The following is a 24361-nucleotide window of genomic DNA, read 5'->3' on the forward strand; positions in this document are numbered from 1 at the left end:
TTATCCGGCACGGTCAACGTTACTATCGTATCCCGCTTGCGGCTGGCTCTAAACTCCCTGACCGGCAACCAGTGCTCCCTCATCCGGACGATGAAGTGAATGCCCTGGATTGCAAGCCGGCAAACAGCGCTGCGCCAGGATATCCGCGATCCAGCAGCAATATATCTCCCCGCTCCACCTTTGGCAGATGCTTCAATAACAGGTCTTGTTCGTTGCCATCCGTCGGACCGGTCTGCACATCCAACGTCAGATAGTTCACCGGATCATACAGCGCGGACAGCAGGCACATGCTCTTGGGCAGGTCTTTGTTCTTTCCCCTACCCATGCCTCTTCTGTCAAACTCCTCGTGGATGCTCGGATGGTTCGGCAGGTTCAGATAAGTGCCATCGACCGCCAACAGCTTCTGTCCATGATAACCGTAGTAATCGACTTCCTTATAGAAGTCCTTCCAGATAATATCGTTGAGCTCAAGGAACGCTTCGGGCGCCAACTTCCGTCTCGACCGGCTGAACCCACTCTTGGTGATCCTGCGGATGTTGAACTGCTCGTTCTCCGTCTCGCTTAAGAAGCGGTCCATCTCCCGTTGTAGTCCCGTCTTTCCCATTCTTAATATACTGATTATCAAATGACCAAACGGAAGCAGACGATTCCTGGTGAAGGCCCCTTCCTGGCCGTGCGTGTGACGGCCTTTGAATGCTTCGCTGTCATTGATATGGTAGTTTAGTTTGTTGGTTACTTTGATCCGGTAATCTTTTTTTGGTTTTCGGCGATCACACCGCCCCTTCTTATATACTCATTACAAATTACTTCATTATCAATACCCACCCCACCGTGAAAACACCTTTTCTTGCTTAAGTCAACGACATTAGTGAAAACACCCAATCTGTACGCACCTTCCACCACAGGCAGCCACAACTTCCACCGCGGGCGGTAAAACTTGCACCACAAAATGAAAAATCCTATCTTGACACGTTATGAAACCACCCCTGACCCCATTTATCCTGACAACCGTCCTGTTGATCTTCGCCACCCGTAACGCCTCCGCCCAGCAGCATACCCGAAAAGACACCTTTCGGATAGACCCTTCCAATCCGGTACTGCCGGCCCCAAGACAAAACCCTGAGGACCGGTCAGCGACTAAAAAAGAACCCGTTGCAGAATATCTGGAACCGACAGGACACCGAAACGGCAAATTCGTGGTGAAGCTGTATGAAACGTCCAAAACAATGCGCTATCGAGTTGATGTAGATTACGAGGGACTCCCCGGCGACGATACGCTTAGGTTTCCGGATCTCGGCACCGTGCCCCGCCCCGTCCTTAAAAAGGGATCCACACCCCTCTCATGCATCATCGGTTTCCTGGATAACGACAACCTTTTCCGCGAGGTGAAGCTGGTATATGTAACACCAAAAGGAAACCAGTTCAAGATCACGACGCTCCATCATTGGCACGTATCGACCCACTACCGGCTGGTGGGTAATTGATCGGTCCTGCGACCAGGCCACCGTATCTCGCCCGTATTCCCTCTTTAGGCCAAACTCTGTTGTATCTGATCGGAAATAGCAGACTTGATCTTCTTACTGAATACCTGTAGCATAAAGGGCACATAAAAGTCCAGCTCAACTGACCCGTCCCTAACCTCCAGATTGCCCGACGTGCCATATCCTTTCGCCTTCATCCGGATATGCGCCCTGTCACCGGCCCAGTCGACGACCAGTTCCTGCAGATCTGCTTTATATTCGGTTTTGTACCGTTCGATCAGTTGTTCGATCCGGTTCCTGGCTTCCGCTTTGGATAATATATGCTCGATTTGAATTGTCATAGTTGCATCCCTTTGCTGACCATTGCAAATAAGGTGCCCATTCCCCTTTTTCCAATCACCCAGGTCCGCTCCGGCTCCTGGGCTTTTCCGACTACCTGCTACAATCGATTATGTTTGAAATTGTTTAGCAAGTCTTCGTATTGCTCCTTCAATTCCAATTCACGGGAAGGTCGCATTTTTTTAGCTAATGTTTGTCTTTACGTGAAGCCGTAGAGAATGGTACAAAAAGAAAGAGGGTCCATCGGAAGCCAGACACTATTATTTCAAATTATGCGTTAAAGTAGCCTATTACAGCTGCATATAGCGTATCATTGCTTATTCAACCTCTTAGACAGGCCCCAATCACAATTTAAATCGCGAATATTTATGACTGAAGGGAAGTCCGTTGCGCTTTGGACGAAGTATTTACCCGCTATGAGGATCTTGCTAAAAAAGGCCATGACTGAAGAGCAGCAGCTCGCCTTTAGCAAAATAGAGCTACAAGCGGTCGATAATAGAAAGAATGTCAACTTCTCCTTCGATTTAGAAATCTCGAATGGAAAAGTCGAGAGTACCGTAGGCATTTCATCAATGGGTAAGGACCTCTTCAATGTGTTGAATGGCGATCCGCTCGTTAGAAAATTTATGGTCGATAAAAAGATAATGATCCAGATGACCAGATTGTCCTTATTGACATTCAGATGCAACTGACATTTGGTTTGAACATGAATGTCAATATCGCAATAAGGAAGACCCCAACATTTGAGAAAGTTCGATTTCCCTTCAGGCGTCAACAATAAGGCCCTGCAAATCAAAGAATTGCAGGGCCAATTTTTTCGTGGAGCTGAGGGGAGTCGAACCCCTGTCCAAACATATCCTCCAAAAGCTTTCTACATGTTTATTCCGTTATTATTTGTCGGGAAACAACAGGAACCGGACAAACCGATCATTTCCTTAGCTGGATGGTCTTAAGTGACGGGCACAGCCTTCCGCCACAGCATCCTGTATTTGTTTTGAGTCGGCGCGGCAGCGTGGTAACAGGCGAACCTGCTGCGGGGCCCAAATGACTATCTAATCACTGATTAGGCAGCCATGGCATACTGAGTATTGCCATTTGAAGTTTGAATATTCAGATTAACGTGCTAATTATCCAACGCACGACATGCTTACACCTTCAAAGATCTACGCTGTCAAAACCAGGGCAGCCCCAAAAATTTTATATCAACCACAAAATTACAAAAAAATCCTCACCCGTCAAACCCCTCGGTCCCCGCCACCCTATTTCCTCCCCGTCAAATGGAATATATCCAACCCCAGGGCATAAATCATCACCCCAAACAACAAAACCATCCCCGCCATCTGGGCGTATTCAATAAACTTATCACTCGGCTTCCTCCCCGAGATCATCTCCACCAGCGTAAACAACGCATGCCCACCATCCAGCGCCGGTATCGGCAACACATTCATAAACGCCAGCAGAATACTAAAGATCCCCGTCAGCGTCCAAAAACTTTCCCAGTCCCATACCTTCGGAAACACCCCCGCAATACTGATCACGCTCCCCAGATTGTCCTGCACCTTCACCTCCTTCGACGTAAACAGCAACTTCAGGTTGCGGATATAGTTCGAAAGCGTCTCGATACTCTTATGTACACCCGCCGGAATCGCCTGCGCCAGCGTATAGGAGATGTGGACATCGCCCAGCACGGAATCCATGCCTCTGTAATAGAAACCCAGCGCCTCATCTTCAGTCTGTGCCAGCGTAGAACGGATCGTATCCTTACCCCGCTTGAAAGTCACCTCCACCTCTTTCGCATTCTTCAGCGAAGCCAGATCAGCCTGATATTTGAAAAAGTCGGAACCAAACTCTATCGGATGTCCGCCATATGCTATCAGCGTATCCCCATTCTGCGGCGCCTCGCCCTTCAACACCTTCATGCTCTTCCCCGGCCCGCTCACGATCAACGGATAACGCGGCCTCGCCAGTCCCACAAGCCTGTTCTTGCTCAGATCCCTGATCGTGCCCTCCGGAACCTTCAGGTCGATCCGCTGTCCGTTGCGAACCACCGTGATCGTCTTCGCCTCGTTCATGATCATCTCCGATCCCACCGTTCCGGACCGCAATACGGGCTTGCCTTCGACGGCAATGATATTGTCACCATCCTGCATCCCCATTTTTCTCCCCAGGCTATCCGCCCATACGCCATATTTCAGATTCGAGACCGGCACATAGCTGTCACCCCAAACCCACATGATCATTATAAAGATTGCAAACGCCAGCAGCACATTCACCGTCACACCACCCAGCATGATGATCAACCGCTGCCAGGCCGGCTTGCTGCGGAACTCCCACGGCTCGGCCGGCTTCTGCATCTGCTCCTTGTCCATACTCTCGTCGATCATCCCGGAGATCTTCACATAGCCGCCAAACGGTATCCAGCCCAACCCGTATTCCGTCTCCCCGATCTTCTTCTTGAACAACGAAAACCAGGGGTTGAAGAACAGGTAAAACTTCTCCACCCGGCACTTGAACCACCGCGCAGGCAGAAAATGCCCCAACTCATGGAGTACGACGAGAATGGAGAAGGATAAAATGAACTGGAGCACCTGGATACCCACCGCACCCCATTTGATAGCTAATAGTGTCATATTTGTTTATTCGACTTCACCCCGGATTCCCAAGGCAAACCCCAGGCAAAACCCACCCAAAGGTGACTTGTAATCAAAAAAATTTTCCCAATATACCCTCTTTTTGGCCAATCCCCTCAACCGCTGACCACTTATAACAAACCCTTCACCCTGATTGTTCCGTGAACCGCGGCCACACCACACCAGCTGCGTGAACTGCCGCCACACCACCACCCTCTACCCCCAAAGGCTATAATTTAATCAGCGAAGCGGCAAAATTACGAGCCTCCCCATCGCTGTCAAAATATTCTTCCAGCGTCGGCCGCTCGATGAACGGCAACTCCTGCATCGTCCTCTCCACCAGATCCGTCATATCCAAAAACCCAATCCTATTCCGCAAAAAAGCGAACACCGCTATCTCATTCGCCGCATTCAACACACAGGGAAGACTCCCCCCTTTTGCAACGCCTCCGTCGCCAGCGTCAGGTTGCGGAACGTCTTCACATCCGGCTCCTCAAAAGTCAGCGTATTCGGCTTCCTGAAATCATACCTCGGGAAAGCGCTCGGCAGCCGCCTCGGAAACCCCAGCGCATACTGTATCGGCAGCTTCATATCCGGCAACCCCATCTGCGCCTTGATGCTCCCATCCTCGAACATGATCATGCTGTGGATGATGCTCTGCGGATGTATCACCGTCTGCACCTGGTCCGGCTGCAGCCCAAACAACCACTTGGCCTCGATCATCTCCAGACCCTTGTTCATCAGCGTAGCCGAGTCGATCGTGATCTTGGCCCCCATACTCCAGTTAGGGTGCTGAAGGGCATGATCCCGCTTTACATTCACCAGAAAATTCGGCTTCTTCCCCAAAAAGGCCCGCCCGAAGCGGTCAGCACGACCTTTTCTATACGACTCCGCGTCTCCCCTATCAAACACTGAAAAATGGCCGAATGTTCCGAATCCACCGGAATGATCGGCGCCTTGTGCTCCAGCGCCTTCTTCATCACGATATCCCCCGCCACGACCAGGGTCTCCTTATTGGCCAGCGCGATCGCCTTTCCATTCTCGATCGCACGCAGCGTCGGCCTGAGACCGGCAAAACCCACGATCGCCGCCAGCATCATGTCGTAATTGTCCATCGCCGCCACCTCTTCCAGCGCTTTCTCGCCCGCAAAAACTTTTATCGGCTCGGCAGCCAGCGCCGCCTTCACAATAGCATACTTTTTATCATCCCCGATCACCACGACGTCCGGCTTAAAATGCAGCGCCTGCTTCACCAGCAACTCGTCATTCGTCTGCGCCGTCAGCACCTCCACACTGAACACAGAAGGGTTGGCATCGATCACCTCCAACGCCTGCCGGCCAATGCTGCCGGTAGACCCAAACAACGCAATGCGTTTCTTAACTAACCCATTAGACATCATGATGCAGATATTTCAATATTATGGACCCGGCCCAATACCGGTCCCCTATTCAACAAATTTCTCGAGCTCCGTCACCAGTTTCCGGTCATTACTAAGCCGGGGCACCTTATTCTGCCCCCCCAGCTTCCCTACCGACTTCATGTAGTCGATGAAACCATTCTTCTTCACCGAACGTATCTTCAGCGGCTGCAGAATATTACCGGTGATCAGGTCGTCGTAATAAATGTTTTTTATGCGCAGATTATTGTCCACCCGCACGGCAAATTCATCCAGATCGGCCGGCTTATTCCCAAATTCGACGAACCATTCGTGATAGGACTTGCCCTTGTCCTGCTGGATCATCGGCGCCACCGTAAATTCTGTAATTTGGAGCCCCTCCTCTTCCGCCGCCTTCATCAGGCTGTACTCCACTTCTTCACCGATCACGTGCTCGCCAAACGCGGAGATAAAGTGTTTGGTCCTTCCCGTTACTACCAGCCGGTACGGATTCACGGAGACAAACCGGACCATGTCTCCGATACTATAACCCCACAAACCCGCATTGGTGCTCACCACCAGCGCGTAGTTCTCCCCTGGTTTAACGTCTTTCAGCGACAGCCGCTGAGGCTCGGCCTTTCCGATCTCGCCGGCCGGTATGAACTCAAAGAAAATACCACTTGTTGGTGTTCAGCAGCAGCCCCTCCTCCTCCCGCGTATCCTGAAAAGCAAAGAACCCCTCAGACGCCGGGAAGGTCTCGATGGTATCTATCTTCTTGCCAATACTCTCAAAAAGCCTGTGCTTATACGGCTCGAAATTCACCCCCCATGCACGAGCACCGAAAAATTCGGGAAAATATCCTTCACCGGCTTCTTCTTTATTTCCGTCAGCCGGTCGAAATACATCTGCACCCACGGCGGAATGCCGCTGATCAGCCGCATATCCTGGTCCACCGTCTCCCCGACGATCTTATCCAGCTTCGTTTCCCAGTCTTCGATACAGTTCGTTTCGTAGGACGGCAGCTGGTTCGTCCGCAGATAACCCGGCACGTGGTGATTGACGATGCCGCTCAGGCGTCCCGTAGGAATTCCCCCAACCCGCTCCAGTTCCGGCGAGCCGGACAAAAAGATCAGCTTCCCGTCCGAAAAGGCTGAATTACCCGTGGACGCCATATAGCACAACAGGGCGTTGCGGGCCGTATTAATATGGTTGGATATAGAATCCTTCGAGATGGGGATATACTTGACCCCGCTGGTCGTGCCGGATGTCTTGGCAAAGTAGATCGGAAGGCCCTTCCATAATATATTATGTCTGCCCTCTTTTACAAGATTGATATAGGAAGCGAACTGTTCATAGTCTCTGACCGGCACCGCCTGTTTGAACTCCTCATATGTCTTTACATCTCCCAATTTATGTTCAGTCCCAAAGACGGTCTGGCTACCCACCCGCAACAACTCCTTTAATATAGCCTCCTGATCTGCCACTGCCGTTGTCATCCCCTTCTGGACGGTCTTGTACACATAGGATGCAAAAGGCCTGGCAAGGAATGATTTGATCTTCATATTCATGCGGGCAAACCTACAAGAAAAATAGCAATAGACAATAAAAAGCCCTTAACCCGCACCCCACTTTCCCCAACCCCTTTTTCACCGGTCTCTCCCCCCTTTTTCCCCGCCCCGCCCCCAAACTTTTTCCCTCTTTCCCCTCCGCCTCATCCCATCCCTTTTTCACCGTTTCCCCCTTTCCCCGGCTTACTCCAACCCCTCTTCCCGGTTCCCCCTTCCCCGCTTCCGCCGACCCATCCCAATTCCTCGTCCCGCTTCTTCCCAAATTCCAGCTCCTTCCCCATAATCCTCCTCCCCGGGGCCTTCCAGTCTTTCCCCGACGAGTCCCCCACTTCCAACTTCCTCAAAATCACCCATAACCACCTCCAAAAACCTCCCAAACTTCAATTTCACCGCCTTTCTCCCCCAACGCCCGAACTTCACCCTCCAAATCACCCCTCCCCCCACAACAACGGTCCTAAGCCCACCCTGATCCAAAGAATTCCCCCTAATTTTATCCCCCTCCTCCAAAAAACCCGCAACAACCCCTTCTTTATTTGTTCAAATCCCCTTACCTTTGCAGCCCTAATATCAAATGTTATGTTAGCAGTTGTGAAAATAGCCGGCCAGCAGTTTAAGGTCCAAAAAGACCAGACTTTGTACGTTCCCCGTATCGCGGGCAACGCCGGTGACAAAGTTGAATTTGGTGACGTACTCCTGGCTGCCGGTGACGGTTCGCTTTCCGTCGGAAAAGACGTGAAGACTGTTATCAAAGCTGAGATCGTTGGTCACGTCCAGGGCGACAAAGTCATTGCCTTCAAAATGAAAAGAAGGAAAGGCTTCCGCAAGAAACACGGACATCGTACTCACTACACAAAAATTAAGATCAGCGATATCGCATAGTCGCGACCATCGATCGATCAAGTAATAACAAACTATCAAACTTATAAACCATGGCACACAAGAAAGGTGAAGGTAGTGTAAAGAACGGCCGCGACTCGCAAAGCAAGCGCCTTGGAGTAAAGATCTACGGTGGTCAGCCCGCTGTCGCAGGCAACATCATCGTTCGCCAGCGCGGTACTCAATATCATCCCGGAAAAAATATCGGTGTTGGTAGAGACTACACACTCTTCGCACTCACCGACGGCACCGTAGAATTCAGGAAAGGAAAAACGACAAGACCTTCGTCAGCGTCAACCCCGTTCCGGTAGGAGCTTAGTTCAAAAACATCGGTTACCCTATCGTACCGACTCGTTCAATATATAGGCTTAATAAAATTTTTGGAATTTTTCAAGAAAATTTTTTGGAACTTCCAAAGAAGTTTCTATTTTTATGAGTGTAAATTGTTTTACTAACCAATTTAAATTCTAAAAAAATGGCAACTGCAAAAAAAGCCGCTAAGAAAAAAGCAGCTCCTAAAAAGAAAGCTGCTCCTAAAAAGAAAGCCGCTAAGAAAGCTGCAAAGAAGAAATAACTTTCTTTCTGCAGAACAATATCAAAGTCCCGAAGCAATTCGGGACTTTTCTTTTTCCCCGTCACCCTCTCTCTACTCACCCAGCGCTTTCAAGCCTCATCTCCCCCAATCCCGCTCCCAGCCTCAGTTTCCCGCCCCTTGTAACAACCTCCTCATCTCCTGACCCAACTCCCGACTTCCATTCTCGCTCTCCCATCTCCCGCTCTCCCAGCTCCAGCACTACCTCACCTCTCCCTATCCCAAACTATCCGATCAATCATCTCCATTTCGAAGCACCAACGACCCAAAACACTACCTTCCCCATACGATAACACCAACCATCCACCACAACACGACCCACTCCTCTCCCACCCAGGCTCCCCCAGTGGAACCACCCCCCTCACCTACTACCCCCACCCTGAACGGATCCCACACCCATTCTCACCAACCGTGTCCCGATTCTACACCCAACTAACGCCTCCACCCGTGAACCAATCCCACAATCACACCACCCCCACACCACTCACATCACAATCATCCACACATCCGCCCCCCGTGAACCATCTTCTCCCCAAACATCCACTCCCCGTGAACCATCCCACACAATCCCTTCACACCACCAACTCACTCCCCCTGCCTTCACTGCCGTTCGGGAACCTACAAATCCCGTAACTTAGTCCCATGACAACCTCCATCTCCAATGATTTCATCGCCGACCAGTTCAGCCTCCTCTCCAAACTCATGGACATCCACGGCGAAAACTCCTTCAAGACCAAAACTTATTCCGTAGCAGCGTTCACCCTCGAAAAACTTCCCCAACCCGTCCGCGACCTCCCCTCGAGAAAATAACCACCATCAAAGGCATCGGCGACGCCACCGGCAAAAAGATCATGGAGATCCTCGAAACCGGCCAGCTCCGCCTGCTCAATGAATATATCCACAAAACCCCCACGGGCGTCATCGACATGCTCCGCATCAAAGGCCTCGGGCCAAAAAGATCTCGACCATCTGGAAAGAAATAGAGATCGAATCTATCGGCGAACTCCTCTACGCCTGTCAGGAGAATCGGCTGCTGCTGTATAAAGGCTTCGGCGAAAAACCCAGAACAACGTTCGCGAAGCCATCGAATTCATGCTCCGCAACAGCGATCACCATTTGTACGCAGAGCTGGAATCCTACACCCAAACCCTTCAGCAACGCCTGCGCGACACTTTCCCCTCGGATCAACTCTCGGTCGCCGGCGATTTCCTCCGCCAACTCGAAACGATCGACCGACTTTTATTCGTCACTACCGCCGACCCAACTGCGACGTCCACCTTCGTCGAAAAAGAAGGCTTCACCCTCAATCCGACGCCCCAACCCAATCCGACGCCACCCCCCGATAAAAAACTATAAATCCGCCGAAGGCATCCTCGTCCAATTCCTCCACACCACACCCGATAACTATACAATCACCCTCTTCGAAAAACAGCTGCAGCGGAGAATTCCTCGAAGCCTGGCGCGAAAAATTCCCCAATACACCATCCGCATCATGCCCCAACGAAGAAGCCCTCTTCTCCGCCGCGGGTATCAATTATATCCCCCCGTTCCTCCGTGAACAACGATCCATCCTCGAAAAAGCAACCACTCCCGCGCCAGCCTCCATCATCCAACCCTCCGACATCAAGTCCATTATCCACTCCCACAGCACCGGTCCGACGGCTCCAACAGCCTCGAAGAAATGGCCGCCGCCTGCATCCAAAAAGGCTTCGAATACCTCGTCATCAGCGACCACAGCAAAAGCGCTCTTCTATGCCAACGGCCTCAAAGAAGACCGCATCCGCGAACAACACGCCCTGATCGACGAACTCAACAAAAACTCGCGCCGTTCACCATCTTCAAAAGCATCGAGTGCGACATCCTCAACGACGGCGCCCTCGACTACACCGAGGACATCCTCGCCACCTTCGACCTCGTCATCACTTCCATCCACTCCAACCTGAAAATGACCGGGGAAAAAGCAATGAGCCGCCTACTCAGAGCCCTCGAAAACCCCTACACCACCATACTCGGCCACATGACCGGCCGCCTCCTCCTGAGCCGCCCCGGTTACCCCGTCGATCATCGGACAGTTATCGACACCTGCATAAAGAACAAAGTCGCCATCGAACTCAACGCCCACCCCCGCCGCCTCGACATCGACTGGCGCTGGATCAGCTATGCCCTCGACCGCGGAGCCCTCATCTCTATCGACCCCGACGCCCACTCCATCGACGGCTACAAAGACATCCGCTACGGCACCCTCGCCGCACAAAAGCCGGCCTCACACCAGCCCAAAACCTGAGCAGCTACAGTCTCGAACAATTCAAAAACTACCTAAAGGAAAGAAAAGCAGCCCGAGGCATTTAATTGGGCCAGCAGCAGGATCAAATCACAGACCCTCACTCCACCCGATCCGGCCCCTCCAACACCAAATTCCCCATTGACCATTTAACCCCGGCCCGGCGCCCACTACTCACCCGGGACCGACCACTCTTCGCTACTCTCCAGCCGACGCCGATTACTTCACCCCCTTCTTCCCCCTTCCACCCTCCACCACACGCCGCTCAACGGCAACCGCCGCCAAAACACAAGCTTTCAACTTCCTCCTCACTCTCACAATCTCCCTCACATCCACAAACCTCGCCTGCCTCCCCACCCTCGTGTTCGGCCCCGTCTTCACCAAAATCCCACCCGGATCACTCACCAGATAGCCCTTCACAAACAATAGCGCACAATAATCTTTAAAAGCCCGGATCACCACAATATTCTTCCCCTCCCACGTATAACACGGCTTCCCCCACTTCAACTCCTCATTCAACCCACACCCAAGCACCACCGACCGAAGCAGCTCTATCTCCTTCTTCCATCTCGTAGCCCGCTCGAAAAACGCATCAACTTTTGGATTCATAACAGAAATTTTACTGGTTAGCCAGAACTACCCGACGACCCGCCGGCCTGAAAACCCACGACACCACCAACAGCACTATCAGAAGTACCGACGGCCACACCTCCTTCAACCCATCCCCCACCGCAACATGCGCAACTACCGCCCCCGACATCAAAAAGAAAACCCCGCATACGCCCACTCCTTCACCAGCGCCAACCCCGGCGCCAACACCGCAGCCACCCCCAGCATCTTCCATACCCCGATCAAACCCAAAATATACACCGGCATCCCGAGATGCACAATGCCATAAGTCCCCGGCGGCGACACCTGCCCCTCCTGCGGAAGCCGCAGCAGCTGCACCAGCCCGGTAGCCACCATCCCCAGCGAAAGCCAGAGCGTAGCAATCCAATAAATGACCTTACTTCTTTTCATAACAAACTATTTTACCGTTGACATGACTTTCTCAATCCGATCATGCGCCATATTGATCCCCGGCGCGAAACCCCACCCCATCACCTGGTCCCGCTGCGCCACCGACTCATAAATAACATGCATCGTCAGCTTGCTCCTGTCGTCCGTCAACCCCTCGAACTGATAGACCTCCAGCTGAACCCCCGCCGGCGCATTCGCCATCTCAAACGTCCGGATGATCTTCCTCTCCGGAATGAACTCATGGATCACCCCGCCAGCCGCAAACACCACATTCCCCTTGTCATCCTTCTTCTCCAGCTGATAACTACCCCCTTCTTGTTCTCCAGCTTCACCACTTTGGAAGTCATCCACTCCCCGATAACCTCGGGATCGATATACGCCCTGAAAAGCAGATCCAAAGGCAGTTCAAACTCCCTCGTGATCACCAGGTCATGCTTGCCGTCTTCGGCAGCGATCTTCGTTTTCTGTTCCATATTATTTGGTTTTATATTTTTTCATAATGGCCTCGATCTTGTTGAACCGCTCGTCCCACATCTTCCGGAACGGCTCGATAAAATCCGCTACCTCCCTCATTTTCGTCGCATTGATGTGATAATAGATTTCCCTCCCGTTCTGCTCCTGACTCAACAACTCACACTCCGTGAGTATCGCCAGATGCTTCGACACCGTCGGCCGCGCCGTGTCAAAATTCGACGCGATCGCCCCCGCCGACATCGCCTGCGACGCCACCAACAAAAGTATCGCCCGCCTCGTCGGGTCCGCTATCGCCTGAAATACGTCTCTTCTCAAATTCATTGTGTAGCTATTTGACTACAAATATATGTGTAGCCATTCAACTACGCAAATTTATTTTTCGACCCCACCGCCCCTATTCATCACCAACCAGCTGGAAATAGCCAACGCAATCACCCCAACTCCCCCATACAACAAAACCCCCTCAAAACCATGCACCAGCGCCGCCCGCGCCACATCCCCCCGTCACCCCCACATTCTCCATCACACCCCCGGTCACATTCCCCTTCACACTTCCCCCCAACCACATGCCCCGCCGCAATCTCCTCCGCCAGCCGCCGCAACCCGGCCTCATCACCCCCCATCACCCGCGATAAATAAGAAAAAACCCCGTCCACCAAAATCACTCCCATCAATGCAATATTCACCGCCAGCGTGATCAGCCTCGCACTCATATCAATCCCACTCGCCATCCCCGCCCTCGCCTCAGAAACAACCCCCGTCGTCGTATTCGTTACCGGCGTATTCGTAAGCCCGAGCCCAATACCCGCTATCAACTCACCCGGCAACATCGTAAGCCAGCCTCCGCCCGAAACACCCCACCGCATAAGAACAAATCCAACACCGATCGTCAATAACCCCAGCGGGATCACCACACCAGGCCGCCACCGCAGCACCAGCCGCTCCCCACCGGCGCTACCACCAGCGTCGGCAGAGTATACGCTAACAGCGATAACCCCGCCCCCACCGTCCCATAACCCAACCCCATCTGAAAATAGATCGGCAGATAGATCATAAAAGGCCAAAAACTGAAATTCATGCCCATCGATCCCAAAATCGCACCCCCAAACTCACGGATACGAAACACCGAAAAGTCGAACATCGGATGCGCAAGCCCCTTCTCCACGACGACAAAAACAACCAGACTCACCACCGCCATCACCAGCGCAGCCACAGACCACCCACTAGGACCCTGCGTGATCCACCAGGTAAAACCAAACACCGCCACCGACAGACTTACCATCCCCCATACATCCAGCCGCTGCGCCGCAGGATCACCCGACTCCTCCACCCCGGTAAATATCAGGACCAGCGTAACCGCCGACAACACCACATGCACCAGAAACACCCACTCCCAACTCGACACCGCAACGATCACACCCCCGATGACCGGCCCAAAACCCAATCCAACGCCAAACACTATCCCCCACCACCCAAAAGCCCTGCTCCGCTCTCTCCCCTCCCGAAACAACTGCGAAAGCACCGCCACCTGACAGATCAGCATCGCACCCCCGCTCACACCCTGCAACAGCCGGCTGACGATCAGCACACCCACACTCTTCGCCAGCCCGCAGACCAGCGACCCCAGCCCAAACATCACCACCGTAATAATAAAAGACGCCGCCGCCCATACCGGTCGGCCAGCGTCCCCGCAGCCATCAGCACAGTCGTACAGGCGATCGTATACGCATTCATGATCCACTGCATATCCCGAAAATTGCCGCGCAGCACATTCTCCAGCGTCGGCAGTATCACCGGCACACTCGAGATCTCCAAACCAAACATCAGGGAAGACAGACAGGCCGCCGCAAGCGCGACCGATTTCCTTCCGGCCGCAGGCGCGACCATTCTTTTGTCAGATAAAACCGTTCTCATTGCTATTTTTACTAGCAAAATTAAACCGGAAATACGCCAAAAATCCAGTACAAATCAATGACAAAAAGGTAAATTTACACCATGACAAGAGAAAGACTGTACACCCCCGTCGAGGTCGTACACAGGAAAATAGCCGTCGGCACAACCGCCGACGGACAACTTACCTTCTTTCAAATGGCGTATGTCATCGCGGGCGAAGGACGTCTGCGCATCAACGGCAACCGAATTCCCTACGACACCGGCAACCTCATGCTCCTCACCCCCAACGACTCCCACTCCTTCGAGCCCCGCACCCCGTCAGAATTTCTCCTCATTCGCTTCAACAAATCTTATATAAAAGAATTCCAGTGGAAAAGCCTCGACCATATGGAAGTCCTCCTATACCACGCCACCCACCTCTCCGGCTGCATCCTCCGCTGCAAATCCGACGAGACCCTCGTCCGCTCCATCGTCGGCGCCATGCTCCACGAAATGAACCACAGCGGCCTCTACAACGAAGACCTCACCAGACACTTCGTCAACTCGCTCATCGTCATCGCCGCCCGCAACATCGCCATGATCAGACCCGCCAACCTCAAAGCCAATGCCGACCAGCGTATACTCGCCATCATCAACTACATCCAGCTCAATATCTCATCCCCCGAAAAACTAAGATCCACCGCCATCGCCAAAACATTCGGACTCTCCCACACCTACCTGGGCAGCTACTTCAAGAACCAGTGCGGCGAAACCATCCTCCACTATATCGCCAACTACCGCATCCGCCTCATCGAACACCGCCTCAAATTCAGCGATATGCGCGTCAACGAGATCGCAACAGAATTCGGGTTCACCGACGAATCCCACCTCAACAAATTCTTCAAAAACACCGCCGCCTCAACCTCACCGGCTACCGGAAATCCGCATCCCCTATACCATAATCCCCCTAACCCTCTTCAATAATACCCCAGCCTAAGGATTCGAATGCTTCATCACTATTGGTCCAGCAGCCAGCAGCCAAAAAGGCCAACCTATGTCGCCCTCAAAATAGGCAGCTCAACAAAGAAAGTCGTCCCCTCCCCTTCAACCGTCTCAAACCATATCTTCCCCTTAGCCTGCTCCACGATCGTCTTCGACATCGCCAACCCAAGCCCCGTCCCCGACGACTTCGTCGTAAAATTCGGCATAAAGATCTTATTCCTCATCTCCAGCGGCACCCCCTCCCCATTGTCCGTCACCTTGATGACGATCGTCTCCGGCCTGATTTCCTCACTCACACTGATCACCCTCCGCGTCTTCCCCACACAGGCCTCCAGCGCATTCTGCAGTAAATTAGTAAAAAGCCGGTTCAGCTGCGTCTTATCCGCATACACCATTATTCGCTGGTGTACCGGCACCCACTTGAACAATAAATTTTCCGTCGTCTCATACAACGAAACCAACGAATACAACATCTCGTGAAGATCGAACACCTCCTTCTTCGGGTTCCCGATATTCGCAAACTGCGAGAAGTCCGAGGCTATCTTCGACAAATGATCGATCTGCTCCACCAGCGTCTTGGCCACACTCGACGCCATTTCCTTCACATTCGGTGAATTATTGTCTATCGCCTTCTGCAAATACTGAATACTCAGCTTCATCGGCGTCAGCGGATTCTTGATCTCATGCGCCACCTGCCGCGCCATCTCCCGCCGGCGCCCTCGCGCTCGCTCTTCGCCAGCGCCGCCGCACTCTCCTCCAGCTTCTTCACCATCTTATTGTACTCCTTTACCAGTGCCCCCTATCTCGTCATTCCGGTTCCACTCGATCTCTTCATTCGTCTTACCAAGATTGATCTCCTGCATCTTCTTGGAGATTAAAAGAAAGGAGGACGTGATCCTGTTCGTCAGCACCAGCGCGATCGTACCCGCGATCAAGAAGATGAACGCATTCAGATTGATGATCGTCACCGAGGAAGTTTGAAATTTCCTCCTTCAACTCGTCTTGCGTAGTATAAGAAGGAATATTCAAATAGGCATATACATTCCCTGAATCATCCCGCAACGGCCGGTAGACGCTCACATACGGCACTCCGCCCACCTGCTCGATATTGGCAAACTGTATCGTGTTCAGCTGGTGAAGATTGTAATACGCCAGCGGATGCATCTTCTTGCTCAGGATTCCCTTATTATAAACGAATAGATGCGACGACACCTGCAAATTCCCTCCAGATCATAAATATTGACATCCGTACTGTGTACCTCCGCAATCTGCTCGATCAGTTTCTGTAGATCACTCCGCGACCCGCGGTTGTACAGCCTGCCCCCTCGCCATATCCCCCGCCTCCGACAGCTTGTTCTTGCACCTCGCTCACCATTACCTGCATCGCCCTGCTCAGCCGGTCCTGGTTATTCCGGTTGTACCGGTTGATAAAGAACACAATGGTTGCCACGCCGATCACCACGAAGGAGAACAGGCTGATAAATATGATCGTCGAATGTATCTGCGACCGGATATTCATTTGCCAGTACGCCTTCAGCTGACTCCAGTGCAGCCTCGACCAGATCAGCAGCGCCGTTCCCCTGAACAACGCCACCAGCAGCAGGAACGCACTGAATAGATACGCAAACAGCGTAATATCCTCGATATACGAATTGTCCCGCTTCACCACGACCACATAGTTGTCGTCCGTCACCCGGTGCCACAACTCATCAAACCCATCCTTTCGCACATGCACATAGTCTGTCTTCGGCATCTGCGCCTCGCTCAAATGCGTCGAGAAGGGATAGTCACTGTTGTCCGTCACCAGCTCCCGCTTGCTATAGATCGCGTAATAATCCGGCATGATCTCGCTCTTCTGCCTGAACAGCTCTGGCACCAGCGCATCATTGCCCTTATAATTCTTCGGCTCCGAAAGAATGAACATATACCCCGCCATCTTCCCGGTCGTATCATTTCGCAGTGACTTTCGGTAGATATACGTGTACTTGTCGAACGACTGCTCGAAATATTTCAGATCGGGAATACTCGTATTCTTCCCCTGCTGTGTAAAGATCGTATTCAGGGTGTCATACGACACCGGCCGCTCGTTGAACAAAGGCTTCTCATCCCCGTCGAAAGTATAGATATAGGTATCGAACTTACTCTGATACGCACTGAAATTCCGGTTGATCATACTGTCCTTCACGGCCAGATTCGATACCGGGTCTTTGAATCGGGAGAAATTCAGCGACAAAAAATCATTGTCGATGTACCCAAATCCGATATTCACCATCTTCTCGCTCGTCGGATCGGCCTGCTCCGCCAGCCGCTCAGCCATCACCTGCCGGTTCTGCTCCTCGATCTTCCGGTTCTCGAACAAAATAACTGCCGAAATAGACGTCGAAAAGATGAACAGCCAGAACAACACCTCCGAGACATTCAATCTGAATCTCAGATCGAAAAAGATCCTCCGCTGCATCAGCCACACATAAGCCAGCAGCCACACCAGCACAAAAATATCCAGTTCCACCGTCTCCGTTTTCTGGGTAAAGGTCAGCAGCAGCAACCCCATCGTCGCGATGAGAATATACAGGACGATCGACAACGCCCGTATCAGATACCCGATCAGCTGGAACAGCACCTGCGAAAGAAAAAATACCCCAGCGCCAGCGCCGCCAGCGCCAAAAAGCCGATAAAACTATAATTCGTCAGCAGGCTGAAGAAGTTCGTAACGTTAAAAGAGATCTTCGCATCCGTGACCAGCGACTGAACGATATTCGCAAACTCGAACGTCGTCACCACCAGTAGCGCAAGCCCGATCGTGATCCAGACCCAGTTCTTCCACGGATGTATCGACTGCGGAATCGTATACTCACTCAACTCCCGCCGGATGAAAAGAATGATCCAGAAAAACAAAAAGGCATTGATCACAAGGTCGCCCAGCGAACTCAACACCATACTGCTGCTATAGATCGTCGGGTCGAACAGTTCGAACTGCCGCAGATTCAGCCACCCCGGAAAAGCATACACACAGATCCGCAGCGTAAGGATGATCGCTATCAAAAACCCTACCCCCAGGCCGCCCCCCACTTCTCCCGTATAGTATGCGCAATATTGTGGATGATGACCAGTATCAGCAGCAAACCCAGCAGAACACTAAAAGGTATCGTCCAGTTATGCGCCGACGCATGATAGTTGGCCTTCTTGTTCAGGTAAAATAAAGTAGTTCCCTGCGAATTGAGCACCGGAAACTCCCCTGCCACCGTCGCAATCTCCACCCGCTCCTCCGCCGCCGAATTGTCGACAAACTCCGGGACCAGATTGGAAGTGGCGATATAATACTGCCAGCGGATCGGGATCAGCGCAATCGCCACCACCGGCCTCCCCTTTCCTACAGTAGAAGTATCCCCATTTCCCGCCAGCGTCCTCCGCTTCACCTCGTACTGCCCGTTACTCAGCCGCATAAAACTCGACCCGTCCGGACTGTTCACCAACGCAGGGGTAGGCAGCGACCGCTGGTCGTTCCAGAACCGCAGCGTATCCGGCGACCCCGTCGAATCCGTAGTATAAAGGAAAATACCGTATTTTTTCTCGACGACCTTCGCCAACTCCTGCGCCGAATACTGCCGCCCCGCCAGCCTGTTCACCAGCGCCGTATCCGCAGTCACCCGGTCAAAATCCTTCTCCCGCTCCCGCATAAAATTCTGTATCGAATTCCGCAGGACCGCCACCGAAGCATTGCTATTGAAATAAAGATTGAGAAAATAGCCACAAAGAAACAGCACGAAGGCAACTACGAGCAGATATACATTCCTTCGAAAAATATCAATAAAAAAAGACTTCAATCCTCTTTGGTTTGCTTTTTAAATGCCGCGGAGCCGCATCCCGCAAAAACACGCGTCTCCGCGGCATACGGCTAATGATTGTCCTAGGGACGAGAGCCATCCTGGCTCTTTATGTCATTCCACAATTCATCCATCTCCGCCAGACTCATATCCGCCAGCGACCGGCCCAGAGCCCTCGCCCGATCCTCCATCGCTGTAAATCGGCTGATAAATTTCCGGTTCGTCCTCTCCAGCGAATTCTCGGCGTCTATATGCAAAAATCGTGCGTAATTGATCAGCGAGAACGTCAGATCGCCAAACTCCTCCTCGATCTTCCCCTTGTCACCCAGCGCCACCGCCTCCTGCAGCTCCTCCATCTCCTCCTTTACCTTATCCCATACCTGACTCGTCTCATCCCACTCGAACCCCACCTTCCCCGCCTTCTCCTGCAGCCTCGTCGCCTTCACCGTCGCCGGCAGCGACACCGGCACCCCGCCAAGCACCGACTTCTTCCCCTCCTTCAGCTTCAGCTGCTCCCAGTTGCGCTTCACGTCCTCCTCATCCTTTACCTCAACCAGCCCGGGCTGCCCGGCCGTCGTACCATAGATATGCGGATGACGGGAGATCAGCTTATCACATATACCGTTGATCACCTCGTCGAGGGTGAACTTCCCCTGCTCCCGCCCGATACGCGCATAAAACACGATGTGCAGCATCAGATCCCCCAACTCCTCCCTGATCCCCTGCCAGTCCTCTCCCGTTATCGCATCCGCCAGCTCATAGGTCTCCTCGATCGTCAGCGGCCTCAGCGTCTGCACCGTCTGCTTCTTATCCCAGGGGACACTGCTCCCTCAACTCATCCATGATCTTAACCAATCGTTCAAAAGCTACACTATTCATAATTTATCAGATTGAAACCGCTGAAATAACCAAAAACACCATAAACAAAAAGATATTGATCACGGTCGCCACGCTGCATACGATGAAATATTTCAAGAAGGTCTTTGCCCTCCGCTGCTGATAAAACCCCCTCATCGCCTTGTACAGATAGATCAGCATATAGATGACGACCGCCACGATCAGCAGGGTAACGATCGTCTTCAGCCACCCCCAGGCCACTACCCCCTTCAACTGACCCAGCAATATGGCTGCCAGCAGCAGGATAAACGTCCCGCAATAAAGATGGATGGAAAAAATACCGTGATCGACGTATAGATACTGCTTGTGCCTGAAATAGAGAATATTCAGGATCATCGCGAATATCGGCAGCGAGACGAACAGGATCTTCGGGAAAGAATGCATCACATTCTCTATCAGATGCTCCCTGAACCGGACCCTGTCTGCGTGGTACTCCTCGTTCAGGGTGATCAGCCGGTGTGTGATACGCCTCTTGAGCCATCCATCCCGCAGGTCCTCCGGCAACTTCTGCTCGGCCGAATCATATTCTTCTACCGTCTTATATTCTCCGGAATTAAATCCCAAAAAACTCGTACCTGTTTCCGGGTTCTGTATCACCTTCACATACTTTTCGATCCGCTCGCGGTCCGCCGCCGACACCCCCGCAGCCACCAGACTGTCATTATAGGCCTGCAAAGTCAGCTCGTCCAGCTCACTCTTCGAAAAAGTCCTCTTAGCGCTATCCCCATAAACCTTCCGGATCTTCGCGATCTGTATATTCAACTTCCTCAGCGCCTCCGAATTGTCGTCGTCATCATCGTCCTTCGAAGCCTTCGCCTTCGCCAGGTCGGCCTGCCTGATCTGCAGCTGAGCCAGACTCTTCGGCTTCACGCCCGATCCGACCATATCCTCCGGTTTCTTCAGCGAAAAAAGGAAAATAAAAAAGATCGCCGAAGTAAACACATACATCCTTATTGGGTTCAGATAACTCATCCGCCGGCCGGCCATATACTGCTTCGACAAAAACCCCGGCTTCCACATCAGAAACTTCACCGTCTCGAAGAACTTCCCGTCAAAATGCGTAATATCGTTAAAAAAATGCTGTATAAGGTGCCAAACAGTCTCCTTCGGTTCCAGGTTCTCCTGACCGCAGACATGACAATAACGGCCAACAACCTCAGCGCTACAGTTCAGACAGTTCTTTTCCTTTCTTTCCTTTAAGTGCGACACAGCGGGTAAATTTTTTTCCTAAAATAAGTTAAATCCTACAGCTTCAACGTATTAAAAAACTGATTTTTTCGTTCCTTTATATCATGAAGACAAATCTCGGATTACCGCTCCTGTTGTTGATCGCACTGACCCAGACTTGCTCTGCCCAATATTACTACAAAGACCTCATAAGTACCCAACAAAACGACGCCCGCTGGCGCCTGTACAGGGACAACCGGGTTAAGTCTGTCAAGCTCAGTAGCTTTGAAAAGGACGGCAATCCCACCGAGGGCTTCGCCGGCGAACAGGACGTCAGCTCCGACGGCGCCCGCATCAGCACATTTACAAAGTCCACCGGCAACGCCGAATCCTGGATCATCGCCTCCTATAACCCCCAGGGTCAGACCCTCCGGATCACCGATACCAGCGATACCTACCGCAGCGTATCCGAGTATCAGTATGACGCTCAGGGACGTATAGCATCAATTACTAATACCTCCATCGAGACCGACAACCATTTTAAGATCGTCGAACAACACCTGTGGTCCTACGACGCCTCCGGCAAACCGTCGTCCATGCTGAAGATAAAGAACGGTACCGACACCACCTATATCCGCTTTGTCCCCGACGAAAAAGGCAACACCGCCGAAGAAAGGGCCTCCCGCAACGGCTCCCCCTGCCCACCATCTATTACTACTACGACACCGATAACCGCCTCACCGACATCGTCCGCTATAACCTCAAGGCCGGAAGACTCCTCCCCGACAATGTGTTCGAATACGGCAACGACGGGAAACTATCCTCCATGCTCGTCGTCCCCGACGGCAGCAACGACTACCTCAAATGGTACTATGAATACAACGAAAAAGGCCTGAAAATAAAAGAATCCTGCTTCAGCCGCCAGAAAGAACTGCTGGGAAAGATCGAATATCAATACAGCTTTAAATAACAAAAGAGTATGCGAATCATCACTATCATCCTCCTTTTTTTGGCCGGAGGCTCGCTGATGGCCCAGGACCTCGACTACCCCGACTTTCGCAGCAAAAAAGATAACTTCGCCAAGATCAACGACCAGATCATTCGCGGCGACGTCGCCTCCTTCGCTCTGGCCGGCATCGACGAGAGCATCGGGAAAGCGCAGCTGCAGACCGTCCCCGTTCTGGACTATAGCCAGAACACCATGAAATACGGCAACGATAATATCCAGGTCGTCATAAAAACCAGCTTCTTCATGCCTACTAAGCACAAGCTGCAGTTCACCGAAAAACACCTGGTAAAGATCGACGGCAAACCCTACTACGGCGGCGTCTACGGCGAACAGCCCCATACTATAATAGAATCGGTGACCGTCCTGGTCGGTAAAGATACCGTGTCCATTCCGGCCACCGCCTATAATGATCTCTACGAACCCAAATTCAGCTTTAATGAGAACGGAGCCACCCGCTCCCGTAACGGCGTCTATCTGTCAAACGACAAACACACGTTCTATATCTATATGCTCAATATAGACAACGGGGGCGCCGAATACACATGGGTCATCCGCGACAAACAATTCATCCGCCGCGTAGTCGACTTCGGCTTTCTCTCGAAATAGCGGGGCCCACCCTGGTCTCCGGGCCCCGTCCCTTCCGCGATTCCGCTTCAGCGGTCTTCGACATGATATAACTATTCACCCCATACATCAACACCGCACACACGAAAAACGCCCCAATCGTCACCCACCCCAGAATATCATAGTGGACCAGCAGCCCCTCCGCATTCTGACCGATGATCCAACCGCCGATGACCGACGCGATCCCCCCACCCAGCTGCTGTACCGACGAATTGATGCTCATGAACGCCCCCTGTCCTTCGCATCCGGCACGCCCGATATCATCGCCTGACTCGGTATCATTCGCGAGAATACCGCCGTATACATCGCCGTGTTCAGAATGAGTACCTCCCACAACGGCGTTATCGAAAGATGCGTCATTATAGGTACCAGCAGCGAGGCCAGCACACTGCCCGCAACAAACATCCTGAACTTCCCGATCCGGTCGCTGAATTTCCCGATGAGCGGCCCCGTAAAAAGCCCCACAAAACCCGCAACCACAAAGACGATCGGCAATACTTTCTCATCAACCCCCACATTATGTACAAGGAAAGCGCTCGAATAAGGCATCATTAAAAAACCACCCGTCGACAACAACGCCGTCGCCACAAAAGCCCTCACATACCGCATCTGGCTGGCCGTATTCATCAGGTGTACCAACGGCCGCTGCGCCGCCCTTTCCTTCAAATGCATATCGATCGGCTTCATCCACTGAAATATCACAACACCCACAGGTATCCCGAACCCCGCAATCATCAGAAAAGGCATATGCCACCCATACTTTCCCGCCAGGAACAACCCCATCGGTATCCCTGCCACCTGGCTAACGGCAAAGGCCATCTGCACAAACCCCATCACCCGCCCCCTCTTCTCCAGCGGGAACAGATCGGCAACTATAGCCATATTTATCGAGAACAGCACACCCCCGAACAGCCCGGTAACCACCCTCGCCGCCAGCAGAAAATGATACCCCGGCGCTATCCCGCAAAGAAGGGTCCCGCCGACAAACCCCGCATAAAAGAACAATAGCATCTTCTTCCTGTCAAACCGGTCCGCAAACCCCGCCGCCAGTATCCCCGCGATCCCCGCACTAAACGCGTAGGCCGACACCACCCATCCGAACTGCGAAGGCGTGATCTTCAATATCCGGATCAGCTGCGCCCCCAGCGGTGCCATCACGATAAAATCCAGTATGACCGTGAACTGCAACAGCGAGACGATCAGGATCACAAACACCTGATACCTGCTAAACACCCTTTCTTTTATCATATCCTTATTCATAGTTTAAACTTTAAATGAACATTCATTTATTTTATAAACCCAAAAAAACGTCTAATCACCAATCTCCT

37 protein-coding genes, 1 other RNA gene and 1 pseudogene are annotated in these 24361 nt (G+C 52.3%); 11 read left to right on the plus strand and 28 right to left on the minus strand.

Features of this window, described 5'->3' with window-relative positions; translation table 11 throughout:
• Positions 1–79: 79 nt before the first annotated feature.
• Complete coding sequence (locus tag ACQ86N_RS34310) at positions 80–577, minus strand: transposase (protein ID WP_431210983.1); 498 nt, start codon at positions 575–577, stop codon at positions 80–82.
• A gap of 397 nt (positions 578–974) precedes the next feature.
• On the opposite strand from ACQ86N_RS34310, the gene ACQ86N_RS34315 reads away from it, so the two are divergent.
• Entirely contained in the window at positions 975–1484 is a 510-nt protein-coding gene (locus ACQ86N_RS34315) for a hypothetical protein (protein ID WP_431210984.1), read from the plus strand.
• Between the two features lie 44 nt (positions 1485–1528).
• Here ACQ86N_RS34315 and ACQ86N_RS34320 read toward each other — a convergent pair whose 3' ends face one another.
• A complete protein-coding gene (locus tag ACQ86N_RS34320; protein ID WP_431210985.1) occupies positions 1529–1822 on the minus strand; it encodes a polyhydroxyalkanoic acid system family protein in 294 nt (97 codons plus the stop codon).
• A 366-nt stretch (positions 1823–2188) separates the two neighbouring features.
• Between ACQ86N_RS34320 and ACQ86N_RS34325 the strand changes: the two genes are divergently transcribed.
• Complete coding sequence (locus tag ACQ86N_RS34325; RefSeq protein WP_431210986.1) at positions 2189–2512, plus strand: hypothetical protein; 324 nt, start codon at positions 2189–2191, stop codon at positions 2510–2512.
• 125 nt (positions 2513–2637) lie between these two features.
• Here the strand turns inward: ACQ86N_RS34325 and ssrA are convergent.
• The 7 genes and pseudogenes from ssrA to ACQ86N_RS34360 all read right to left on the minus strand — a co-directional run bounded on the left by ssrA (position 2638) and on the right by ACQ86N_RS34360 (position 7902).
• Positions 2638–3010, minus strand: a transfer-messenger RNA (tmRNA) gene (ssrA, locus tag ACQ86N_RS34330).
• Between the two features lie 69 nt (positions 3011–3079).
• Complete coding sequence (gene rseP / locus ACQ86N_RS34335; RefSeq protein ID WP_431210987.1) at positions 3080–4450, minus strand: RIP metalloprotease RseP; 1371 nt, start codon at positions 4448–4450, stop codon at positions 3080–3082.
• 229 nt (positions 4451–4679) lie between these two features.
• Positions 4680–5850, minus strand: a pseudogene (locus tag ACQ86N_RS34340) (1-deoxy-D-xylulose-5-phosphate reductoisomerase).
• Between the two features lie 45 nt (positions 5851–5895).
• A complete protein-coding gene (locus ACQ86N_RS34345; protein WP_431217709.1) occupies positions 5896–6501 on the minus strand; it encodes a hypothetical protein in 606 nt (201 codons plus the stop codon).
• A complete protein-coding gene (locus ACQ86N_RS34350; protein WP_431210988.1) occupies positions 6491–6649 on the minus strand; it encodes a hypothetical protein in 159 nt (52 codons plus the stop codon). The genes ACQ86N_RS34345 and ACQ86N_RS34350 overlap by 11 nt, the downstream gene beginning before the upstream one ends.
• Entirely contained in the window at positions 6646–7389 is a 744-nt protein-coding gene (locus ACQ86N_RS34355; protein ID WP_431210989.1) for a GH3 family domain-containing protein, read from the minus strand. The genes ACQ86N_RS34350 and ACQ86N_RS34355 overlap by 4 nt, the downstream gene beginning before the upstream one ends.
• Positions 7390–7578: 189 nt before the next feature.
• A complete protein-coding gene (locus ACQ86N_RS34360) occupies positions 7579–7902 on the minus strand; it encodes a hypothetical protein (protein WP_431210990.1) in 324 nt (107 codons plus the stop codon).
• 69 nt (positions 7903–7971) lie between these two features.
• Between ACQ86N_RS34360 and rplU the strand changes: the two genes are divergently transcribed.
• Both rplU and rpmA read left to right on the plus strand, forming a co-directional pair.
• Positions 7972–8274, plus strand: coding sequence for a 50S ribosomal protein L21 (rplU, locus tag ACQ86N_RS34365; protein WP_431210991.1), 303 nt, complete (start codon positions 7972–7974; stop codon positions 8272–8274).
• 50 nt (positions 8275–8324) lie between these two features.
• The gene (rpmA, locus tag ACQ86N_RS34370) at positions 8325–8582 is read left to right on the plus strand and encodes a 50S ribosomal protein L27 (RefSeq protein WP_431210992.1); all 258 of its coding nucleotides are present in this window, start codon (positions 8325–8327) and stop codon (positions 8580–8582) included.
• Between the two features lie 79 nt (positions 8583–8661).
• Here the strand turns inward: rpmA and ACQ86N_RS34375 are convergent, their stop codons facing one another.
• On the minus strand, positions 8662–8910 hold the full coding sequence (locus tag ACQ86N_RS34375) for a hypothetical protein (protein WP_431218022.1): 249 nt from the start codon (positions 8908–8910) through the stop codon (positions 8662–8664).
• A 595-nt stretch (positions 8911–9505) separates the two neighbouring features.
• Between ACQ86N_RS34375 and ACQ86N_RS34380 the strand changes: the two genes are divergently transcribed.
• From ACQ86N_RS34380 to ACQ86N_RS34395, 4 genes are all read left to right on the plus strand, one after another.
• Entirely contained in the window at positions 9506–9673 is a 168-nt protein-coding gene (locus tag ACQ86N_RS34380) for a helix-hairpin-helix domain-containing protein (protein ID WP_431210993.1), read from the plus strand.
• Positions 9674–9714: 41 nt separating this feature from the next.
• A complete protein-coding gene (locus tag ACQ86N_RS34385) occupies positions 9715–9846 on the plus strand; it encodes a hypothetical protein (RefSeq protein WP_431210994.1) in 132 nt (43 codons plus the stop codon).
• A 109-nt stretch (positions 9847–9955) separates the two neighbouring features.
• Positions 9956–10219, plus strand: a complete 264-nt coding sequence (locus ACQ86N_RS34390) for a hypothetical protein (RefSeq protein WP_431210995.1) — start codon at positions 9956–9958, stop codon at positions 10217–10219.
• 325 nt (positions 10220–10544) lie between these two features.
• A complete protein-coding gene (locus tag ACQ86N_RS34395; RefSeq protein WP_431210996.1) occupies positions 10545–11147 on the plus strand; it encodes a PHP domain-containing protein in 603 nt (200 codons plus the stop codon).
• A 216-nt stretch (positions 11148–11363) separates the two neighbouring features.
• On the opposite strand, the gene ACQ86N_RS34400 is transcribed toward ACQ86N_RS34395, so the two are convergent.
• The 9 genes from ACQ86N_RS34400 to ACQ86N_RS34440 form a co-directional block, all read right to left on the minus strand.
• Entirely contained in the window at positions 11364–11753 is a 390-nt protein-coding gene (locus tag ACQ86N_RS34400) for a DUF1801 domain-containing protein (RefSeq protein WP_431210997.1), read from the minus strand.
• A gap of 10 nt (positions 11754–11763) precedes the next feature.
• Positions 11764–11904, minus strand: a complete 141-nt coding sequence (locus ACQ86N_RS34405) for a hypothetical protein (RefSeq protein ID WP_431210998.1) — start codon at positions 11902–11904, stop codon at positions 11764–11766.
• On the minus strand, positions 11904–12164 hold the full coding sequence (locus tag ACQ86N_RS34410) for a DoxX family protein (protein WP_431210999.1): 261 nt from the start codon (positions 12162–12164) through the stop codon (positions 11904–11906). The genes ACQ86N_RS34405 and ACQ86N_RS34410 overlap by 1 nt, the downstream gene beginning before the upstream one ends.
• Before the next feature lie 6 nt (positions 12165–12170).
• Positions 12171–12434: an SRPBCC family protein gene (locus ACQ86N_RS34415; RefSeq protein ID WP_431211000.1), complete on the minus strand. Its 264-nt coding sequence runs from the start codon at positions 12432–12434 to the stop codon at positions 12171–12173.
• A complete protein-coding gene (locus tag ACQ86N_RS34420; RefSeq protein ID WP_431211001.1) occupies positions 12410–12637 on the minus strand; it encodes an SRPBCC family protein in 228 nt (75 codons plus the stop codon). Before ACQ86N_RS34420 ends, ACQ86N_RS34415 begins: the two co-directional genes overlap by 25 nt.
• A 1-nt stretch (position 12638) precedes the next feature.
• Positions 12639–12959 (minus strand): ArsR/SmtB family transcription factor, encoded by a 321-nt coding sequence (locus ACQ86N_RS34425; RefSeq protein WP_431211002.1) that lies wholly within the window; start codon positions 12957–12959, stop codon positions 12639–12641.
• Between the two features lie 110 nt (positions 12960–13069).
• The gene (locus ACQ86N_RS34430) at positions 13070–13573 is read right to left on the minus strand and encodes a hypothetical protein (protein ID WP_431211003.1); all 504 of its coding nucleotides are present in this window, start codon (positions 13571–13573) and stop codon (positions 13070–13072) included.
• Entirely contained in the window at positions 13546–14274 is a 729-nt protein-coding gene (locus ACQ86N_RS34435; protein ID WP_431211004.1) for an MFS transporter, read from the minus strand. Before ACQ86N_RS34435 ends, ACQ86N_RS34430 begins: the two co-directional genes overlap by 28 nt.
• The gene (locus tag ACQ86N_RS34440; RefSeq protein ID WP_431211005.1) at positions 14274–14552 is read right to left on the minus strand and encodes a hypothetical protein; all 279 of its coding nucleotides are present in this window, start codon (positions 14550–14552) and stop codon (positions 14274–14276) included. The genes ACQ86N_RS34435 and ACQ86N_RS34440 overlap by 1 nt, the downstream gene beginning before the upstream one ends.
• Before the next feature lie 81 nt (positions 14553–14633).
• Here ACQ86N_RS34440 and ACQ86N_RS34445 point away from each other — a divergent pair, with 81 nt between their 5' ends.
• The gene (locus ACQ86N_RS34445; protein ID WP_431211006.1) at positions 14634–15494 is read left to right on the plus strand and encodes a helix-turn-helix domain-containing protein; all 861 of its coding nucleotides are present in this window, start codon (positions 14634–14636) and stop codon (positions 15492–15494) included.
• A 68-nt stretch (positions 15495–15562) separates the two neighbouring features.
• Here ACQ86N_RS34445 and ACQ86N_RS34450 read toward each other — a convergent pair whose 3' ends face one another.
• The 7 genes from ACQ86N_RS34450 to ACQ86N_RS34480 all read right to left on the minus strand — a co-directional run bounded on the left by ACQ86N_RS34450 (position 15563) and on the right by ACQ86N_RS34480 (position 21442).
• Positions 15563–16216, minus strand: a complete 654-nt coding sequence (locus tag ACQ86N_RS34450) for a sensor histidine kinase (protein ID WP_431211007.1) — start codon at positions 16214–16216, stop codon at positions 15563–15565.
• Between the two features lie 69 nt (positions 16217–16285).
• Complete coding sequence (locus tag ACQ86N_RS34455; protein WP_431211008.1) at positions 16286–16480, minus strand: hypothetical protein; 195 nt, start codon at positions 16478–16480, stop codon at positions 16286–16288.
• Positions 16481–16788: 308 nt separating this feature from the next.
• Complete coding sequence (locus tag ACQ86N_RS34460) at positions 16789–18132, minus strand: hypothetical protein (RefSeq protein WP_431211009.1); 1344 nt, start codon at positions 18130–18132, stop codon at positions 16789–16791.
• Entirely contained in the window at positions 18117–18581 is a 465-nt protein-coding gene (locus ACQ86N_RS34465) for a hypothetical protein (RefSeq protein ID WP_431211010.1), read from the minus strand. The genes ACQ86N_RS34460 and ACQ86N_RS34465 overlap by 16 nt, the downstream gene beginning before the upstream one ends.
• Positions 18560–19336: a hypothetical protein gene (locus tag ACQ86N_RS34470; protein WP_431211011.1), complete on the minus strand. Its 777-nt coding sequence runs from the start codon at positions 19334–19336 to the stop codon at positions 18560–18562. Before ACQ86N_RS34470 ends, ACQ86N_RS34465 begins: the two co-directional genes overlap by 22 nt.
• An 83-nt stretch (positions 19337–19419) precedes the next feature.
• A complete protein-coding gene (gene mazG / locus ACQ86N_RS34475) occupies positions 19420–20133 on the minus strand; it encodes a nucleoside triphosphate pyrophosphohydrolase (RefSeq protein ID WP_431211012.1) in 714 nt (237 codons plus the stop codon).
• A gap of 88 nt (positions 20134–20221) precedes the next feature.
• Entirely contained in the window at positions 20222–21442 is a 1221-nt protein-coding gene (locus tag ACQ86N_RS34480) for a DUF3667 domain-containing protein (RefSeq protein WP_431211013.1), read from the minus strand.
• An 83-nt stretch (positions 21443–21525) separates the two neighbouring features.
• Between ACQ86N_RS34480 and ACQ86N_RS34485 the strand changes: the two genes are divergently transcribed.
• Both ACQ86N_RS34485 and ACQ86N_RS34490 read left to right on the plus strand, forming a co-directional pair.
• A complete protein-coding gene (locus ACQ86N_RS34485) occupies positions 21526–22296 on the plus strand; it encodes an RHS repeat domain-containing protein (protein WP_431211014.1) in 771 nt (256 codons plus the stop codon).
• A gap of 83 nt (positions 22297–22379) precedes the next feature.
• A complete protein-coding gene (locus ACQ86N_RS34490) occupies positions 22380–23015 on the plus strand; it encodes a hypothetical protein (protein WP_431211015.1) in 636 nt (211 codons plus the stop codon).
• Here the strand turns inward: ACQ86N_RS34490 and ACQ86N_RS34495 are convergent.
• Together ACQ86N_RS34495 and ACQ86N_RS34500 are read right to left on the minus strand one after the other, a co-directional pair.
• Positions 22975–23256, minus strand: a complete 282-nt coding sequence (locus ACQ86N_RS34495; RefSeq protein ID WP_431211016.1) for a hypothetical protein — start codon at positions 23254–23256, stop codon at positions 22975–22977. The two genes, ACQ86N_RS34490 and ACQ86N_RS34495, sit on opposite strands and share 41 nt — an antisense overlap.
• The gene (locus tag ACQ86N_RS34500; protein ID WP_431211017.1) at positions 23253–24293 is read right to left on the minus strand and encodes an MFS transporter; all 1041 of its coding nucleotides are present in this window, start codon (positions 24291–24293) and stop codon (positions 23253–23255) included. The genes ACQ86N_RS34495 and ACQ86N_RS34500 overlap by 4 nt, the downstream gene beginning before the upstream one ends.
• Positions 24294–24361: the final 68 nt, after the last annotated feature.

Source organism: Puia sp. P3 (assembly GCF_050632245.1).
Classification (GTDB): Bacteria; Bacteroidota; Bacteroidia; order Chitinophagales; family Chitinophagaceae; genus Puia.

Bases quoted from the DNA above. Each gene is read 5' to 3' on its own strand.
- ACQ86N_RS34310 (WP_431210983.1), bottom strand. From the start codon at position 577: ATGGACCGCTTCTTAAGCGAGACGGAGAACGAGCAGTTCAACATCCGC.
- ACQ86N_RS34315 (WP_431210984.1), top strand. From the start codon at position 975: ATGAAACCACCCCTGACCCCATTTATCCTGACAACCGTCCTGTTGATC.
- ACQ86N_RS34320 (WP_431210985.1), bottom strand. From the start codon at position 1,822: ATGACAATTCAAATCGAGCATATATTATCCAAAGCGGAAGCCAGGAAC.
- ACQ86N_RS34325 (WP_431210986.1), top strand. From the start codon at position 2,189: ATGACTGAAGGGAAGTCCGTTGCGCTTTGGACGAAGTATTTACCCGCT.
- rseP (WP_431210987.1), bottom strand. From the start codon at position 4,450: ATGACACTATTAGCTATCAAATGGGGTGCGGTGGGTATCCAGGTGCTC.
- ACQ86N_RS34355 (WP_431210989.1), bottom strand. From the start codon at position 7,389: ATGAAGATCAAATCATTCCTTGCCAGGCCTTTTGCATCCTATGTGTAC.
- rplU (WP_431210991.1), top strand. From the start codon at position 7,972: ATGTTAGCAGTTGTGAAAATAGCCGGCCAGCAGTTTAAGGTCCAAAAA.
- rpmA (WP_431210992.1), top strand. From the start codon at position 8,325: ATGGCACACAAGAAAGGTGAAGGTAGTGTAAAGAACGGCCGCGACTCG.
- ACQ86N_RS34380 (WP_431210993.1), top strand. From the start codon at position 9,506: ATGACAACCTCCATCTCCAATGATTTCATCGCCGACCAGTTCAGCCTC.
- ACQ86N_RS34385 (WP_431210994.1), top strand. From the start codon at position 9,715: ATGGAGATCCTCGAAACCGGCCAGCTCCGCCTGCTCAATGAATATATC.
- ACQ86N_RS34390 (WP_431210995.1), top strand. From the start codon at position 9,956: ATGCTCCGCAACAGCGATCACCATTTGTACGCAGAGCTGGAATCCTAC.
- ACQ86N_RS34395 (WP_431210996.1), top strand. From the start codon at position 10,545: ATGGCCGCCGCCTGCATCCAAAAAGGCTTCGAATACCTCGTCATCAGC.
- ACQ86N_RS34400 (WP_431210997.1), bottom strand. From the start codon at position 11,753: ATGAATCCAAAAGTTGATGCGTTTTTCGAGCGGGCTACGAGATGGAAG.
- ACQ86N_RS34405 (WP_431210998.1), bottom strand. From the start codon at position 11,904: ATGTCGGGGGCGGTAGTTGCGCATGTTGCGGTGGGGGATGGGTTGAAG.
- ACQ86N_RS34410 (WP_431210999.1), bottom strand. From the start codon at position 12,164: ATGAAAAGAAGTAAGGTCATTTATTGGATTGCTACGCTCTGGCTTTCG.
- ACQ86N_RS34420 (WP_431211001.1), bottom strand. From the start codon at position 12,637: ATGGAACAGAAAACGAAGATCGCTGCCGAAGACGGCAAGCATGACCTG.
- ACQ86N_RS34425 (WP_431211002.1), bottom strand. From the start codon at position 12,959: ATGAATTTGAGAAGAGACGTATTTCAGGCGATAGCGGACCCGACGAGG.
- ACQ86N_RS34435 (WP_431211004.1), bottom strand. From the start codon at position 14,274: ATGTTTGGGCTGGGGTCGCTGGTCTGCGGGCTGGCGAAGAGTGTGGGT.
- ACQ86N_RS34440 (WP_431211005.1), bottom strand. From the start codon at position 14,552: ATGAGAACGGTTTTATCTGACAAAAGAATGGTCGCGCCTGCGGCCGGA.
- ACQ86N_RS34445 (WP_431211006.1), top strand. From the start codon at position 14,634: ATGACAAGAGAAAGACTGTACACCCCCGTCGAGGTCGTACACAGGAAA.
- ACQ86N_RS34450 (WP_431211007.1), bottom strand. From the start codon at position 16,216: ATGGCGCGGCAGGTGGCGCATGAGATCAAGAATCCGCTGACGCCGATG.
- ACQ86N_RS34485 (WP_431211014.1), top strand. From the start codon at position 21,526: ATGAAGACAAATCTCGGATTACCGCTCCTGTTGTTGATCGCACTGACC.
- ACQ86N_RS34490 (WP_431211015.1), top strand. From the start codon at position 22,380: ATGCGAATCATCACTATCATCCTCCTTTTTTTGGCCGGAGGCTCGCTG.
- ACQ86N_RS34495 (WP_431211016.1), bottom strand. From the start codon at position 23,256: ATGAGCATCAATTCGTCGGTACAGCAGCTGGGTGGGGGGATCGCGTCG.
- ACQ86N_RS34500 (WP_431211017.1), bottom strand. From the start codon at position 24,293: ATGAATAAGGATATGATAAAAGAAAGGGTGTTTAGCAGGTATCAGGTG.